Annotated in this window: 16 protein-coding genes; 4 read left to right on the forward strand and 12 right to left on the reverse strand. The window is 71.7% G+C overall.

What is annotated here, in order from left to right; translation table 11 throughout:
* The first annotated feature begins 8 nt into the window (after nt 1-8).
* Entirely contained in the window at nt 9-830 is an 822-nt protein-coding gene (locus AB0F04_RS29015; RefSeq protein WP_362046512.1) for a YceI family protein, read from the forward strand.
* Here the strand turns inward: AB0F04_RS29015 and AB0F04_RS29020 are convergent.
* A complete protein-coding gene (locus tag AB0F04_RS29020) occupies nt 813-1,514 on the reverse strand; it encodes a GAF and ANTAR domain-containing protein (protein ID WP_362046515.1) in 702 nt (233 codons plus the stop codon). The genes AB0F04_RS29015 and AB0F04_RS29020 overlap by 18 nt on opposite strands.
* 57 nt (nt 1,515-1,571) lie before the next feature.
* Nucleotides 1,572-2,291, reverse strand: a complete 720-nt coding sequence (locus AB0F04_RS29025; protein WP_362046518.1) for a GAF and ANTAR domain-containing protein — start codon at nt 2,289-2,291, stop codon at nt 1,572-1,574.
* Between the two features lie 213 nt (nt 2,292-2,504).
* Here AB0F04_RS29025 and AB0F04_RS29030 point away from each other — a divergent pair, with 213 nt between their 5' ends.
* Nucleotides 2,505-2,858 (forward strand): STAS domain-containing protein, encoded by a 354-nt coding sequence (locus tag AB0F04_RS29030; RefSeq protein WP_362046521.1) that lies wholly within the window; start codon nt 2,505-2,507, stop codon nt 2,856-2,858.
* 10 nt (nt 2,859-2,868) lie between these two features.
* Nucleotides 2,869-3,339 (forward strand): PPOX class F420-dependent oxidoreductase, encoded by a 471-nt coding sequence (locus AB0F04_RS29035; RefSeq protein WP_362046524.1) that lies wholly within the window; start codon nt 2,869-2,871, stop codon nt 3,337-3,339.
* Nucleotides 3,340-3,394: 55 nt separating this feature from the next.
* On the opposite strand, the gene AB0F04_RS29040 is transcribed toward AB0F04_RS29035, so the two are convergent.
* The 8 genes from AB0F04_RS29040 to AB0F04_RS29075 all read right to left on the reverse strand — a co-directional run bounded on the left by AB0F04_RS29040 (nt 3,395) and on the right by AB0F04_RS29075 (nt 13,280).
* Nucleotides 3,395-4,150 (reverse strand): TetR/AcrR family transcriptional regulator, encoded by a 756-nt coding sequence (locus AB0F04_RS29040; protein ID WP_362046527.1) that lies wholly within the window; start codon nt 4,148-4,150, stop codon nt 3,395-3,397.
* 118 nt (nt 4,151-4,268) lie between these two features.
* Entirely contained in the window at nt 4,269-5,765 is a 1,497-nt protein-coding gene (locus AB0F04_RS29045; protein ID WP_362046530.1) for an MFS transporter, read from the reverse strand.
* Between the two features lie 107 nt (nt 5,766-5,872).
* Nucleotides 5,873-8,035, reverse strand: coding sequence for a glycosyltransferase family 39 protein (locus tag AB0F04_RS29050; RefSeq protein WP_362046533.1), 2,163 nt, complete (start codon nt 8,033-8,035; stop codon nt 5,873-5,875).
* Entirely contained in the window at nt 8,032-9,414 is a 1,383-nt protein-coding gene (locus AB0F04_RS29055) for a bifunctional glycosyltransferase family 2/GtrA family protein (protein ID WP_362046536.1), read from the reverse strand. Before AB0F04_RS29055 ends, AB0F04_RS29050 begins: the two co-directional genes overlap by 4 nt.
* A gap of 14 nt (nt 9,415-9,428) precedes the next feature.
* A complete protein-coding gene (locus AB0F04_RS29060) occupies nt 9,429-11,045 on the reverse strand; it encodes a HAMP domain-containing sensor histidine kinase (protein WP_362046540.1) in 1,617 nt (538 codons plus the stop codon).
* The gene (locus AB0F04_RS29065) at nt 11,042-11,782 is read right to left on the reverse strand and encodes a response regulator transcription factor (protein ID WP_362046543.1); all 741 of its coding nucleotides are present in this window, start codon (nt 11,780-11,782) and stop codon (nt 11,042-11,044) included. The genes AB0F04_RS29060 and AB0F04_RS29065 overlap by 4 nt, the downstream gene beginning before the upstream one ends.
* Nucleotides 11,783-11,935: 153 nt before the next feature.
* The gene (locus AB0F04_RS29070) at nt 11,936-12,808 is read right to left on the reverse strand and encodes a DUF2797 domain-containing protein (RefSeq protein ID WP_362046546.1); all 873 of its coding nucleotides are present in this window, start codon (nt 12,806-12,808) and stop codon (nt 11,936-11,938) included.
* Nucleotides 12,809-12,887: 79 nt separating this feature from the next.
* Complete coding sequence (locus AB0F04_RS29075; protein WP_362046549.1) at nt 12,888-13,280, reverse strand: HGxxPAAW family protein; 393 nt, start codon at nt 13,278-13,280, stop codon at nt 12,888-12,890.
* Nucleotides 13,281-13,373: 93 nt separating this feature from the next.
* Between AB0F04_RS29075 and AB0F04_RS29080 the strand changes: the two genes are divergently transcribed.
* Complete coding sequence (locus AB0F04_RS29080) at nt 13,374-13,850, forward strand: MarR family transcriptional regulator (RefSeq protein ID WP_362046552.1); 477 nt, start codon at nt 13,374-13,376, stop codon at nt 13,848-13,850.
* 5 nt (nt 13,851-13,855) lie between these two features.
* Here the strand turns inward: AB0F04_RS29080 and AB0F04_RS29085 are convergent, their stop codons facing one another.
* Both AB0F04_RS29085 and AB0F04_RS29090 read right to left on the reverse strand, forming a co-directional pair.
* Nucleotides 13,856-14,122 carry a hypothetical protein gene (locus tag AB0F04_RS29085; protein WP_362046555.1) on the reverse strand — a complete coding sequence of 89 codons (267 nt, stop codon included), beginning with the start codon at nt 14,120-14,122 and terminating at the stop codon, nt 13,856-13,858.
* A 99-nt stretch (nt 14,123-14,221) separates the two neighbouring features.
* The gene (locus tag AB0F04_RS29090) at nt 14,222-15,451 is read right to left on the reverse strand and encodes a hypothetical protein (protein WP_362046558.1); all 1,230 of its coding nucleotides are present in this window, start codon (nt 15,449-15,451) and stop codon (nt 14,222-14,224) included.
* Nucleotides 15,452-15,534: the final 83 nt, after the last annotated feature.

The raw sequence follows: 15,534 nt of genomic DNA on the forward strand, positions 1-15,534 counted from the left end.
TGGGTGAGATGGGACTGACCGCGAGGATCCGTACCCGCGATGGATGGGCCGTGTCGCACGCGGTCGTCACGGTGGCGGACACGACCGGCGCGCAGGTGCTGCGGGCCGAGGCCGACGCGGAGGGCGCCGTGCGGGACGCGACGCCCATGGAGGCGGGGGCGTACACCGTCATCGTCACGGCTGTGGGCTATGCGCCCGCGGCCTCGAGCGTGATCGTCACCGCGAGCGGGCGGGCCGAGGTCGGCACGGTGACGCTGGCCCGGCAGGGCGGCACCGAGCTGCCGCCGCCCGGGCCGTGGACCGTCGACCCGGTGCACTCCAGCGTGGCCGCCGTGGCCCAGCACCTGGGCATCTCCAGCGTGCACGGCCGGTTCACGGAGTTCTCCGGCGCGATCGAGATCGCCCCGGACGACGTCACCAAGTCCCGGGTGGAGGCGGTGATCCGGGCCGCGTCGGTCGACACCGGCAACGGCATGCGCGACGGGCACCTGAAGTCTGCGGACTTCCTGGACGTCGAGCGGTTCCCGGAGATCACCTTCCGGTCGACGGGGCTGACGGCGGCCGGCTCCGACCGGTGGACCGTCCACGGCGAGCTGGGCATGCACGGGGTCCTGCGGCCCGTGGACCTGGACCTGGCCTACCTCGGGACGGGCCCCGACCCGTGGGGCGGCACCCGGGCGGCGTTCCGTGCGACGACCGAACTGCACCGCGAGGACTTCGCGATGCACTACAACCAGGTCCTGCAGGCAGGCATCGCCGCCGTCGGCACCACGCTGCAGGTGGAGCTGGACATCCAGGCCGTGCAGGGTGAGTCACTTCCGGCCGCGTGAGTCCGGGGCGGACACCCGCGCCACCAACTGGCCGCACAGATCCCGGAGCTTGATGTTCCGGTCCTGCGAGGCCCGGCGCAGCCGCTCCAGCGCTACCTGCGCGTCGATCCGCTCCCCGGCCATCAGGATGCCGATCGCCTGGTCGATGACGCTGCGCGAGAGCAGCGCGGTGCGCACGTCGGCCGCCGACTGGTGCCGGCGCTCGATGCGCAGTGCCACGTCGATCGCGTCCCCGGCCCGGGTCGCGAAAGCCCGGGCCGCGTCCCGGCCCGGGTCCAGGGCATGAGCCCGCAGTCCGTAGAAGTTGAGCGCCGCGCCCTTCTCGCTCTCGACGACGACCGGCACCGCCAGCACACAACGGACGCCCACGGACAGCGCGTATGGCGCGTAGTCGGGCCAGCGGGACTCCTCGGCGAGATCCGGGGCGTACTGCTCCTCGCCGGTCTCGGCCGCGTCGACGCAGGGCCCCGCGCCGTTCTCGTACTGGCGCAGGTCCAGGCCGCTGGGCATGCCGTCACTGCCGGCCAGGGTGAGCAGCCGCCCGGCGCGGCGCACGGTGATGCTGCACGCGTCGGCGCCGGGCACGTCCTGCACCGCGCGGTCGGTCATATCGCGCAGCAGGGTGTCGAGACCGCTGCTGCGCACCATCGCCTGGTCCAGCGTGTCGGACGTCTCTGAGCTCATGACCGTACGGGTATCCCGACACCACCCGAACACGCCCCCGACGTGACTGCCCCCGGCTCAGACGGAGTTGCCGCCCACGATCCGGCGGGCGAGGTCGCGCAGTTTCACGTTCTCCCGCTGGGAGGCCCGCACCAGGCTCTCGAAGGCCGCGGTCGCGTCGATGGCCTGGCGTTCCATCAGGATGCCGGTGGCCTGGCCGATCAGGTCCCGGGTGTGCATGGCCTCGGTGAGCTGCTCGCGCACGGTCGCGGAGTCCAGGGCGATGCTGACGTGCGCGCTGAACAGCCGGCCGATGCGCGTGGCCTCCTCGTCGAAGGCGCCCGGTTTGCGCGCGTAGGCCGTGAGCACGGTCAGTCGGCGGCGGTCGGCACGCAGCCGCAGCGACAGCGCCGAGCGCAGCCCCAGGGTCGCCAGCACGTCCCAGCCGTCGTCGGCCTCGCTGTCCGTTATCCGCGCGATCGGGCTGTTCCACAACTGGTCCCACAGCCCGTGCTGTTCGCGGCCGGTGTGCCGGGCCTCGGCGGAGCGCACGGCCTCGTCGGTCCAGGCCAGCGTGCGGAGCTTGTTGCCGCGCTCGATGACCGAGATCCCGGCGTGCTCGGCCCCGGGCATGAGATGCACGGCCAGCCGGACCGCCGTGCGCAGGGTGCTGTGGGGTGTGAGGGTCTCGTGCAGTTGCTGAGAAGCCACCGTGAGAGCTTCGGCCAGCTCGACGCCAGCCGGAAAACGGGGCAAATCAGGAAACTCGGACGCAGCCACCACGAACCTCTTCGGCATGCACGGCCATGGCCGTGCGCAGGAGAGCTCCGCAGCACATTCCCGACTGCGAGCACAGGACGGACAGCACTCTAACTGTTCGGTTGCCTCCAGGTGACGCCCGGCCGATGCCGCCACGGGGAGCTTTCGCCGCCCGCCCCCCGCATGGTGGAATGGCCTTCGGGTCAGGAAGCGGCCTTACCGGAATCCGGACGAACGTCTGCCAGGTGAGCCGTGACCCTCTTCACGAATCCCACAGAACCGCGCGACCTCCCCGGCCGCGTCCATCTCACCCTGCCCGCCGAGATCGACTTCTGCAACGCGGGGGAGCTGCTGCCGCTCGTCCTGTCCGCGGCCCGGGCCCACGGCGACCGTCTGGACGTCCTCGTCCTCGACCTGACCACGACCTCCTTCATGGACTCCCAGGGCATCCGCCTCGTCAACGACGTACGGGGGCGGCTCGGCCCCGGGGTGGCCGTGCGTCTGGTGGCCCGGCCCGAGGGCGTCACGAGCCGGGTCCTGGAGCTGACCGGGATGCGCCGGGACGTGCCCGTGTACGACAACCTCGCCGAAGCCCTGGCGTCGTAGGCTGCCGCACATGGCACCGAACATCGCGACGAACACCCGCGTCTCACTGGACGAGTTGCTCGACTTCGTACGCCCCCGGCACCACGCGATCCTGCTGACCCGGCGGGCCGACGGCAGCCCTCAGGGCTCCCCGCTGACCTGCGGTGTCGACGACTCCGGCCGGATCGTCGTCTCCACCTACCCGGAGCGCGCCAAGACCCGCAACGCCAAGCGGGATCCGCGCGTGAACCTGCTCGTGCTCAGCGACGACTGGGACGGCCCCTGGGTCCAGATCGACGGCACGGCCGAGGTCGTCGACTCCCCCGACTCCGTCGAACCGCTCGTGGAGTACTACCGGAACATCGCCGGTGAGCACCCCGACTGGGACGAGTACCGCGCGGCCATGATCAAGCAGGGCAAGTCGATCATCCGGATCACGCCGGAGCGGTGGGGTCCGGTGGCGACCGGAGGGTTCCCGGCGCGGCTGGTGGAGGGCGAGTAGGCCGGGGCTGACGAAGGGGGAGGGCCCCGGGGGGCTCCTGAGCCGGGGGCCTGGCTCAGGAGCGGGCGACCATCGTCTCGATGCCGGCGATCAGCAGTTCCAGCGCGAACTCGAAGTCCCGCTCCAGCATCTCCGCCACGGTCTCCCCGCCGCGCGCCTCCATGAGCTTCTGCGACTCCCGCATGACGTCCGCGGCCTGGGGGGCCTCGGTCGCCATGCTCACGGCGTCCTGGAAATACTCGTCCATGGTCATGCCGACGGCCGCGGACCGGGTGGAGAGATGGCCCTCGAGCGTGCCGTAGCCGTAGACGAACTGGAAGACGGCCGAGATCCCGCTCGTCAGCCGTTGCGCGGGCAGCCCCGTCCTGCGCATGACGCGTTGCACGACCCTGGAGAAGGCCAGGTTGTTCGGGCCGATGTTGAGGAAGGTGCCGACCAGCTGGGACACCCAGGGGTGCCCCACCAGCAGCGTCCGGTACTCCCGGGCGAGCCCCCGCACCTGGTTTCTCCAGTCCTCGCCGGCGTCCGGATCGGGCAGCCGCATCTCGCCCATGACCTCGTCCAGGGCGAGTTCGAGCAGGTCGTCCTTGGTGTCGACGTACCAGTAGACGGACATCGCGGTGACGTCCAGCTCGCCGGCCAGCCGCCGCATGGAGAACTTGGCCAGCCCCTCGGCGTCCAGCAGCCGCACGGTGACCTCGATGATCCGGTCCCGGTCGAGCCCCGAGGGCTGCCCGCCACCGCGCCGCCGGTGCGCCTTGCCCTCCAGCCAGACACTGGACCGCGCGGCCTTCTCGGCTGCCTTAGCCATGGCGCACCTTCCTCGACCTCTTGCTGCCGATCATGCTAGGCGCCCCGAGGGGCGCGGGGAACCGCGCGACCAGCCACAACCGGTCCGCAGCCGCCCCCACTGCCCGGCCACCGTGCTCCTAGGCGGATTCTGCCCGCTCGGCCCGCCGGAGCAACGCCGCCGCGACCAGGCCGCCCGCCAGCACCGCGACCGCCCCCACCAGCTGACTGGTCTCGAGACCGGAGGCGAACGCGTCGGAGATCCGGGCCTTCTCCGCGGCCGAGTCGGCGGAGGCCAGCGCCGCCGGCAACGACGCCGCGGAGACGGCCACCAGCGAGGCGAACCGGGAGTTGAGAACCGCACCGAGCACCGCGACACCCAGCCCGTTGCCGAACTCGGCGAGGGTTCCGTTGATCCCCGCTCCGACCCCCGCCTTCTCCGGCGGAATCGCGCCCATGATCGCGTTGGCCATCGCCGGCATGGACAGCGCCACACCCGCACCCATCACGACCAGGCCGAGCATCATCCCGCCGTACCCGTGCCCGCCGAGCAGGGCGATCGCGGCCAGCCCCGCCGACACCAGGGTCATGCCGAGCGCGATGGCCGCCGGCGTCCCGGCCTTCAGCACCAGCTTCGCCCCGACCCCCGTGAAGTTGAGCGCCACGACGGTCAACGCCAGCGGTGCCGTCCGCAGCCCGGCGTCCAGCGGTTCGTACCCGAGGACGAACTGCAGGTGCTGCGTGAGCAGGAACAGCGACCCGGTCATGCCGAACGCCACGAGGATCGCACCCGCGACCGCCCCCACGAACTTCTGGTTGCGGAAGAAGTGCATGTCGAGCATCGGGTGCTCGGTCCGCAGCTCCCACAGCACGAACAGGCCGAGCACGACCAGGCCGATCAGCGCCGAGACCAGCACCTGCGCGGAGGTCCAGCCGTGCTCGGGCCCGGTGATGATCGCGTAGACGACGGCCGTCATGCCGATCGTCGACAGGACGGCGCCGAGCAGGTCGGGCCGGTCACCGGCCTTGTGCTTCGACTCCGGCACCAGCGCGGCGACCGCTACCAGGCCCAGTACCGCGACCGGGATGTTGATGAGGAAGATCGCGCCCCACCAGAAGTGGTTCAGCATCACACCGCCGATCAGCGGCCCGGCCGCGAACCCGAGCGAACTGACCGTCGACCACAGCGCGATCGCCTTCACCCGCTCCTTGTCGTCGAAGATCTGCACGACGACGGCGAGAGTCGTGGTCATCAGCAGCGCGCCGCCGACACCCATGCCCGCACGGGCCGCGATCAGTTGGCCCGGGCTCTCGGACAGCCCGGCCGCGAGCGATCCCACGCCGAAGATCGCGAGGCCCGACATCAGCATCAGCTTGCGGCCGTAGCGGTCGGCGGAGTTGCCCGCGGTGAGGAGCAGGCCGGACTGCACCAGGGAGTAGGCGTTCATCATCCACTGGACGTCGGCGGTCGAGGCGTCCATCTCGCGGGTGAGCGAGGGGATGGCCACATTCAGAATCGTGTTGTCGAGCAGCACGGTGAGCTGCGCCAGGCAGATGACACCGAGAATCAGCCAGCGCTGGGGGTGGCCGCCCTGCACGGACTCGGGCACGGCCTTTTCCTGGGGGGACGTCGTCATGCTGTACACCGTAGAACACTCTCCTATACGGCGTACAACAGGGTTTCGGAGGGGACGGTGAAGGGCGGTGCCTTTCGGTCACCGCCCTTCGTCCGGTCAGGGCCGTGTCAGCTGCTCGTCTTCCGGGTGAGGTCGTAGAACGTGGCCGAACCGGCGGTGACCTTCTCGAAGTTGGCCTCGACCCAGGAGGTGATCCCGGAAGCGGTGCCGTCGCCGTTTCCACCCATGCCGCCGCCCATGCCGCCCGAGGCGATGAAGTAGTGGATCTTTCCCTCCGCCACGTACTGCTTGAACCGGGCCAGGGTCGGGGACGGGTCGGAGCCGTTGAAGCCGCCGATGGCCATCACCGGGTCGCCGGTGGAGAGCTGGTAACTCGCGGCGTTCTGGGCCCCGATGGCCGCCGCGGCCCAGGTGTACCGGTCGGCGTCGGCCTCCAGCAGTTTCCTGGCCTCGGAGCTGACACTGGCGCCGTTGAGCAGACCGCCGGCACCGCCACCGCCGCCCATGCCTTCCATACGGCCGCCGTCGCCGTTCTGCCGGTTCTGGCCTTGCTGGTTCTGGCCGCCGCCCGGGAATCCGCCGCCGGGGAAGCCGTTGCCCTGCTGTCCCTGCCCCTGCGTGTTGCCGTTGCCGTTCTGCTGGTTCTGGCCGCCGCCCGGAAACCCGCCGCCCGGGAACCCGCCGCCGGGGAAGCCGCCACCGCCCGGGCCGCCGCGGCCGCCCGCGACCGCCGGACCCGCCGTGACGATCGAGCCGGTGTGCCCCTCGTTCACGGTGGTGAGGGTGTACGCCGCCGGACCGGCCAGCGCGGCGACGAGGCCCAGCCCGGCCGCCCCCAGGGCCAGTCGGCGGCCGAGCCGGCCGGCGAAGATCAGGCCGAGGGCCGCCGTCAGACCGCCGATCAGGACGAGCCACTTGAGCCACGGCAGGTAGTCGGAGGAACGGTTGAGCAGGACGTACCCCCAGGCCGCGGTCGCCGTCGTCGCGGCGGCCAGGGTCAGCGAGGCCCACGCCTTGCCGCGCCGGTCCCAGAGCAGCGTCGCGCCCATGCCGACCAGCGGGGCGACGTAGGGGGCGAGGGCCACCGTGTAGTACTCGTGGAAGATGCCCTGCATGTAGCTGAAGACCAGCAGGGTGGTGAGCAGCGCGCCGCCCCAGACGAGGAACGAACCGCGGGTCACCGACGTGCGCTTCGCCTTGCGGGTGGCCACCAGCCCCGCCGCGAGCAGGATCAGCGCGGCCGGGATCAGCCAGGAGATCTGGCCGCCGATCGAGGAGCCGAACAGCCGGTCCCAGCCGGTCTCGCCCCAGTTGCCGCCGCCGTTCCCGCCGCCACCGCCGCCTCCGACGCTGCCGGTCTCATCGCCGTTGAGGCGGCCCAGGCCGTTGTAGCCGAAGGTCAGTTCCAGGAAGCTGTTGTTCTGCGAACCGCCGACGTACGGGCGGGAGGAAGCGGGCCACAGTTCGACGATCGCGACCCACCAGCCGCCGGAGACGACGATCGCGGCGAGACCGGCGGCCAGTTGGCCGATCCGCTTCTTCACCGTCACCGGCGCGCAGGCCCCGTACACGAGGGCGAGCGGCGGCAGGATCAGGAAGGCCTGGAGCGTCTTGGCGAGGAAGGCGAAGCCGATCGCGGCACCGGCCCACAGCAGCCACTTCGTCCGGCCGTCCTCCAGGGCGCGGAGGACGAGGTAGCAGGCCACCGCCATCAGCAGCGCCAGCATCGCGTCGGGGTTGTTGAAGCGGAACATCAGGGCCGCGACGGGGGTGAGCGCGAGCACGGCGCCCGCGATCAGCCCGGCAGCCGGGCTGAACCGGCGGCGCACGGCCGCGTACACGACGGCCACCGTGCCGACACCCATGAGGACCTCGGGCACGAGGATCGCCCAGGAACCGAGTCCGAAGAGCCGCACGGACAGGGCCATCGGCCACAGGGCCGCCGGGGGCTTGTCGACGGTGATGGCGTTCGCCGCGTCGAGCGAGCCGAAGAAGAACGCCTTCCAGGACTGGCTGCCGGCCTGCACGGCCGCCGAGTAGAAGGAGTTGGCGTAGCCGGAGGCGCTGAGGTTGTACAGGTAGAGCACGGCCGTCGCCAGCAGCAGGGCGAGGAAGGCCGGGCGGGCCCAGCGGGGGTCCTCGGGGCGGCCGCGCCACAGCCGTTGCGGGAAGGGCCGGGCCGGTGCACCGGCGTGCGGATCGGCTGCCGGGACCCGGGTGCCGGAGCTCGTGGCTCGGCCGGTGATCTGCGGGTCGAGGTGGACGGTCATCGCGAGTCCCTCGCATCGGTGTCGTGCGGGCGCGCCGGCAGCAACGGCACGGTGGCGTCCTGCCAGGAGTCCGCGACGTCACCGGCGCGGAAGGGGGTGTTGTCGTACGAGGACGAGGCGGCATGCGCCGGGTCGTCCTCGCGCCGGTCGGGGAACACCCACGCCCGGAAGAGCAAAAAGCGCAGCACGGTCGCCGCGAGGTTGGCCGCGACGAGGACGGCCAGTTCGGTGCTGTGCGCGGGCTCGGAGGTCGCCGCGTTCAGCGCCGCGAGCGAGCCGCTGGTCAGGGCGAGTCCGATGCCGAAGACGACCAGGCCCTGCGCCTGGTGCCGTACGGCCCCGCCACGCCCGCGCACCCCGAAGGTGAGCCGCCGGTTGGCCGCCGTGTTGGCGACCGCCGAGACCAGCAGGGCGAGGGCGTTGGCGGTCTGGGAGCCGGTGACGGCCCGGAAGCCGCTGTAGAGGAGCAGGTAGAAGAAGGTGGACAGGGCGCCGACCACGCAGAAGCCGACGAGCTGGCGGGCCAGTCCCTTCGGCACGTCCTCGATGTCCCGGTCGCGGGGGTCGTCGCCGAACGGCCGGGCGAGCCGGTCCAGCGGCAGCGAGCCGGTGGCCAGGGCCCTGCCGATGCGCCACACGCCCTTGAGGTCGTCGGTCGCGGTCTTGACGATGTGCACGGTCGAGTCGGGGTCGTCGACCCAGTCGACCGGCACCTCGTGGATCCGCAGCCCCGCGCGCTCGGCGAGCACCAGCATCTCGGTGTCGAAGAACCAGCCGGTGTCCTCGACGAGGGGGAGCAGCACCTGCGCCACGTCCCGGCGGATCGCCTTGAAGCCGCACTGGGCGTCCGAGAACCGCGCCTGGAGCGAACCGCGCAGGATCAGGTTGTAGACCCGGCTGACGAACTCCCGTTTGGGCCCGCGCACCACCCGTGAACTGCGGGTCAGCCGGGAGCCGATCGCGAGGTCCGAATGGCCCGAGATCAGCGGCGCCACCAGCGGCAGCAGGGCGTTGAGGTCGGTGGACAGGTCCACGTCCATGTAGGCGAGGACCGGGGCGTCCGAGGCCGACCAGACGGCCCGCAGGGCCCGGCCGCGCCCCTTCTGCTCCAAGCGGAAGGTGGTGACCTCGGGAATCTCCGCCGCCAGCCGGCCGGCCACCTGCGGGGTGGTGTCCGTGGAGGCGTTGTCCGCGATCGTGATGCGGAACGCGTACGGGAACGTCCTCCCGAGGTGCTCGTGCAGTCTGCGGACGCACGGCTGGAGGTCCTTCTCCTCGTTGTAGACGGGGATCACTACGTCCAGGACAGGCGTACCGGCTGGTGCGGCCGGGAGGTGTTCCCGCGCCGGCAGGGTGCCGGGAGAAGAGTCGGTTCGCATGGAACCGACCTTCGTCAGGCGCCCTGTCGTACCCGTGTGGTGACGCTGTGGCGTGCCTGTGAGTGCTGTTGGCGGCTCATGTCCGGCTGCGGCTGGGCGGGGAGCGCGGGCAGGTGCACGGTGAAAACGGTGCGCCCGGGCACGCTGTCGACACTCACGGCACCGCCGTGCGCGCCCGCCACGGCCTGCACGATGGCCAGCCCGAGGCCGGTCGAGCCGTTGGCGCGGGAACGCGCCGAGTCGCCGCGCGCGAACCGTTCGAAGACATGCGGCAGCAACTCGGCCGGGATGCCCGGCCCGTCGTCCTCGACGTCCACGCACAGCCAGGGTCCGCGCCGCTGGACGCGGGCGGTGACGGTCGTCCCGGGTGGTGTGTGGCTGCGCGCGTTGCCGAGCAGGTTGACGAGGACCTGGTGCAGCCGGGCCGCGTCCGCCGCCACGAGCGCGGGCTCGTCGGGCAGGTCGAGGCGCCAGGTGTGGTCCTGGCCGGCGGCACGGGCGTCGCTGACGGTGTCCACGACGAGCGGGACGAGGTCGGTCTGCTCGAACTGCAGGGGCCGGCCGGCGTCGAGCCGGGCGAGCAGCAGCAGATCCTCGACGAGCAGCGTCATGCGCCCGGCCTCGGACTCGATCCGCGCGAGGGCGTGCCGGGTGTCCGGCCCGACCTCCTCGCGCCCGCGCCTGGTCAGTTCGGCGTATCCGCGGATGGAGGCGAGGGGGGTGCGCAGCTCATGACTGGCGTCGGCGACGAACTGCCGGACCCGCGTCTCGCTCCGCTGCCGTGCGTGCAGGGCGCCGTGGACGTGGTCGAGCATCCGGTTGAGCGCGGCGCCGACCCGGCCGACCTCGGTGTGCGGGTCGGTCTCGGCGTCGGACACGCGCTCGCTGAGGTTCACCTCGCCTGTGTGCAGGGGGAGTTCGGAGACCCGGGTGGCTGTGGCGGCCACTCGGCGCAGGGGGCGGGTGGCCACACCGATGAGGACGGAGCCGGCCAGCCCCGCCGCGGCCAGACCGGCTGCCGTGACGCTGATCTCCACCAGGATCAGGGTGTTGACGGTGTTGGTGACGTCCCGGGTGGGGATGGCGACGTAGTAGCTGCCCTTGTCGCCGCTCTTGTAGATGACCCGGTACTCGCCGAGGCCGGGGAGGTCGACGGTGCGCAGCCTCCCGGCGGCCTGCGGCACGGAGGTGAGGGCGGCGGTCTGTGCGGAGTCGAGCGACTTCGCCCTCATCGGCTGGTTGTCCTCGGACACGCCGTACGCGGACTCGGTGACCCGGCCGCTCACGATCTTGGCGGCGACCGTGCCGCCCGGCTGCGGTCCCCGGGTGACGAAGTCGGTCAGGCTCTCCCTCTTCTGCACGGGCTCGCCGGAGCCGCCGTCCAGGCCCTGGCCGGGGGCGCTCCCGGGCGGGCTCTGGGCGGCTCTGACCGCGGCCACGCCGAGTTGTCCGTCCAACTGCTTGTACAGATACGACCGCAGCGCCACCGTCGTCACCGTGCCGATCACCGCGCACACCACGGCGATCAGCACCACGGACGCGACGACGAGCCGTGTCCGCAGCGTGCGGGGCTTGCCTGCCCAACGCCTGCCCGCCCGCTGCCGCGTACCCGGCCGCCGCCGTCCGCTCACGACGCCGCGGGTTTGATCAGGTAACCGGCACCGCGCCGCGTGTGGATCATCGGCTCGCGCCCGGCGTCGATCTTCCGCCGCAGATAGGAGATGTACAGCTCGACGACGTTGGCCTGGCCGCCGAAGTCGTACGACCACACGCGGTCGAGGATCTGCGCCTTGCTGAGCACCCGGCGCGGATTGCGCATCAGGAACCGCAGCAGCTCGAACTCGGTGGCGGTCAGATGGATGTCGTCCCCGGCCCGGGTCACCTCGTGGCTGTCCTCGTCGAGGGTGAGGTCGCCGACCACCAGCGTGGAGTCCGAGCGCCGGTCGGCGGCACCGGACCGGCGTATCAGACCCCGCAGCCGTGCGACGACCTCCTCCAGGCTGAACGGCTTGGTGACGTAGTCGTCCCCGCCGGCCGTCAGCCCGGCGATCCGGTCCTCGACGGCGTCCTTGGCGGTCAGGAACAGCACGGGCACGTCCGGCAGTTCCCGGCGCAGCCGCCCGAGGACGGCCAGCCCGTCCATGTCGGGCAGCATCATGTCGAGGACGACGGCGTCGGGCCGGAAGTCGCGGGCGCTCTGGATCGCGCCCGTGCCGTCACCGGCACTCCGGATCTGCCACCCCTCGTAGCGCAGGGCCATGGACAGCAGCTCCGTGATCGACAGTTCGTCGTCCACCACGAGCACGCGGACGGGGCTCCCGTCCGGCCTGAGCAGTTCGGTGCGCCCCTGGGGCGAGGTCGTGGTCATGTGAACACGATGTCGAGGGCCTCTGAGAACACGCTTTCGCCAACCTGTGATTTCTCTGAGAAACACACAGGTGTTTCTCAGGGGCGGCTGGGAGGCGGGCTCGGCGCAGGACGAGCCGGGGTGCCCAGGGAGCGCCCGGGATGCCCGGCCGGCTCAGAACAAGCCGTCCTGCACGCTCGCGACCGCCTTGAACTGCCTGGTCGGGACGGTCACTTCATTCCCGGTGGCGGGCACCAGCCCCCATCCGGTCATCAACCGCGTGTCGAGCACCACGACCCCGGCACCGGTGGCCAGATGCAGATCGGGACCGGCGGCCGCGACCAGCTCCCCGCCGACCGCGCCCCCGGCGACGAGCTCGCTCACGTCCCCGACGGCGGCGGGCACCCCGGCGAGCCCGAACACCCCCACGTGGTCGACGACCCGCAGCGGCTCCCGTACGAGCGACTCCGGCCACGCGGGGAGCCCGACCGCCCGCTCGTACAGCTCGGTGACCTCACGGGCCCGGTCGGCGGCGGCCTCCGGCAGCGCGGCCCGCACGGCCCGCTTCTCGGCGTACGGAATCCGGTCGGGCACCCGCAGGGCGGCCCTGAGCAGTTCTTCCGTGCGCCGGGCGGCCATGAGCGGACCGACGCCGAGCCAGCTGAAACAGACGGCTCCCTGCTCGAGCAGCCGCGCGCTGCCCCGCTGTCGGGCCGTGATCCCGACCTTGACCATGCCGGGCCCGAACCACGCCAGGTACACGCGGTACGGCCGTGGGTCGTCGGCGAGGGTGTCCGCCGCCACCGAGTGCGCCCGGTCCAGCCGGGCGCACTCCTCGCAGCGCGCCCCCGTACTCCGCCCCTGCACGGCCGCACCCAGCGGGCACGCGTGCCCCCGAGCCCCCACGCAGCTGCGCGCACCCCCGTCCGCGACCCCGAAGGCCACGCGTTTCCCCCAGGTCAGCGCACTGCGCCGGCCACCGGCCCACATCAGCACGGGACCGTCCGCCGACCACCTCAGCCCCGAGCACTTCCATGCCTGTGCCATCCCTGCCGAGGGTAGGGGGCACCACTGACATCCGCGGGCGGGCCGATGAGGGGCGCGCGACCGCCGCGGAGGACCCGCCTCACCTCACGGAGTCGGTCCCCGCCGCGGCGACGGTCTCCGGCTCGCCGGCGCGCTGCACCGGCATGACCGGCCGCACCGCACCCGCCGTACGCCGCCCGCGCCCGGCCAGCCGGCACCCCAGGCACTCCTCGTGCCCGCCCGGCGCCGCCGAGTCCCGCACGCGCCAGCCCCACTCCGCCCGGGGCCGCACGCCCGGCCCCTTCCCCCACCCGGAGAGATGCAGGGCCCAGGTGACGAGCAGAGCCACGACCCCGATCGCCAGTCCGCCGCCGATCAGCGCGCCGGAGACGGTGCAGACCCCCAGCCCCGCCACACCGGCCCCGACCGAGGCGATGGCGAAACCGACCCAGCCCGCGACCGTGTGCCCGTGGTCATACTGATGTGCACTCACGTGCCACTCCCTCGCACCGAGGGTCCGACCCCGAACCCCTCATTTGCTAAGACTTTTACGATCCAAATATCTCACGAACTAAGGGATCTGGGAATGCACGCGAAGCCTCGTCCGGCCGCGACACCGGAGCAGGCACTGTCCGCGATGGACCAGCTCATCGCGACGCACCTGGTCGGACAGCACGAGATCGCCCAGCAGGTGGGCTTGAGTGTGACCGACCTCACCTGCTTCGCCTACGTCATCGAAGCCGGCGAGAACCTGCCCACGGCAGGGGACCTGGCGGCTCGCGTCCATGTCACGACCGGCGCGGTCACCGGCATCCTCAACCGCCTGGAGCGTGCCGGCTACATCACCCGCCGCCCCGACCCCACGGATCGCCGCCGCATCCGCGTCGCGGCCCAGCCCGACGCGGTCGCCCGGGTCCGGGAGGTCTACGAGCCGTACTACGCCCGCCTCACGCAGCTCTTCGCCCAGTACTCACCGGACGAGATCGCGGTCCTGCACGACTGGTTCACCCGCGCGAGCACCCTGGCGGCGACCTACCTGGAAGAACAGCGCCGCCCGGACTGACGGACCTACTTCATCTGCCGTGCATGCCGGCTCGACCGTCGGCGCACCGTGAACACGCAGGCGAGCATGCCGAGGGCCCAGGCGATCAGGAGGGCTCCCCACAGTGGCATGGTCACGATCGGCACGAGCAGACGGATCTCGACGTCCGAGCGGTTCTCGAAGATGAAGATCAGGGCGACCGCGCTGATCAGAACGAACGGCAGGAAGCGTCGGACGCCGGGGCGGGAGAAGAACGGCGTGCGCGCCTTGTGGTCCGGGCCGGTCTGGGTCATGGAGCACCCCTCCATCACGTTGCCCCCACTCCAGCGTCCGCCTCCCCGAGGGGGCCCGCCACCGAGGTGGAAGGAGCAGACCGAGAGACAGAGGGGCCCTCACCGCCACTCCAGGACGTCCCCCACGCTCAGCGCCCTGTCCGCGCCCCCTGCGGTGATCTTCTTCGGGGTTGCGCCGGGAGCGATGGCGGAGACGAAGAACTCGAGCCGGGTGCCCTGGAGCGAGGCGAAGATCATCTGCTTGCCGTTGTGCGAAATGGCCCGGACCGTGTTCTTCCGATCCGTCGCCGGGATGATCGGACCACCCAGGGCACCCTTCGGGAGATCCGCCGTGCCGTCGAGCCGAGAGGCGTCCAGCGTCCAGAAGGAGTTCTTCCGCTTCGGGTCCTCGACCTTCTCGAGTCGGGGGCCGCACAGCACGGTCCTGTCGTCGACCCAGCCGTAGGGGGAGCAGTCGGCGCCGGACGGGATGCCGGTTGCCTTCACGCCCTCGGCCTTGAGCAGCGCACTGCGCTGTGGCACGTCGACCACGTTGTAGCCCTGCCAGGTGATGAAGGCCGTCGCCCTGCGCCCGTCGGGACTGGTCCGGACCTCCTTGCCGAAGAGCCCGCGCGCCGGGTCACCCGCGAGCGCAAGGCCGGCCCCGTCCATATAAGCGCCATCGCCGGCCGCCCGTTCGGTCACTGCGTGATCTCCCGCGACCGCACGGCTGGCGATGCGCACACGATCCGAGGAGTCGGTCTCGGTGAACCAGACGGCGCTGCCGTCCTGCGCGAAGACGGCGTTCTCCTCCTTGGGCGTGTCACCGAAGTCCTCGCCCTGTTCACCCGACAGCCTGGTCAGCTTGCCGCTCGTGTCGACGTAACCCACCCCTGTCGCCTCGGTCTCCCGGTCGATGAGGACGACGGCCATCCGGGAGAAGTCCCTGTCGAAGAGTTGCCGCAGCCGGGTGGGGGCCACGGCGCGCGGCCCGTCCTCGGACGAGCCGACACCGGGGAAGTTGTCGGCACACAGTTCCACGAGCGGGGAGGCGACATCGTCGGCCTCGGCGACCACGGCCTCGGCCGGGACGGTGAAGTCCCGCGAGAGGGTCCGTTCCCACGTTTCCGGATCCCAGCCCGTGACCGTCACGACCGCCGGCTTGCTCGCGGGCACGGAACACGAGGCGGTGACGATCACACCGCTGTCCGGGAAGGCCCCGCTCCCCTTGTCCGCGTTCTTGCGCCCACCCTGCTGTCCGGCAGTCGCCTTGGCGCCGGTGCCGGCGTCATCCTGGCTCCCGCCACACCCCGCGACGAGCGGAAGCAGCACCGTGGCGACAGCCAGCACAGCCCTACCCCCACCCCGGCGGCGGCTGCCTCCATGACCCTCGGTTCTCCTCACGCCCGTGTCCCCCTCGCGATGTCATGCAC

This window comes from Streptomyces sp. NPDC029041 (genome assembly GCF_040637515.1).
Taxonomy (GTDB): Bacteria; Actinomycetota; Actinomycetes; order Streptomycetales; family Streptomycetaceae; genus Streptomyces.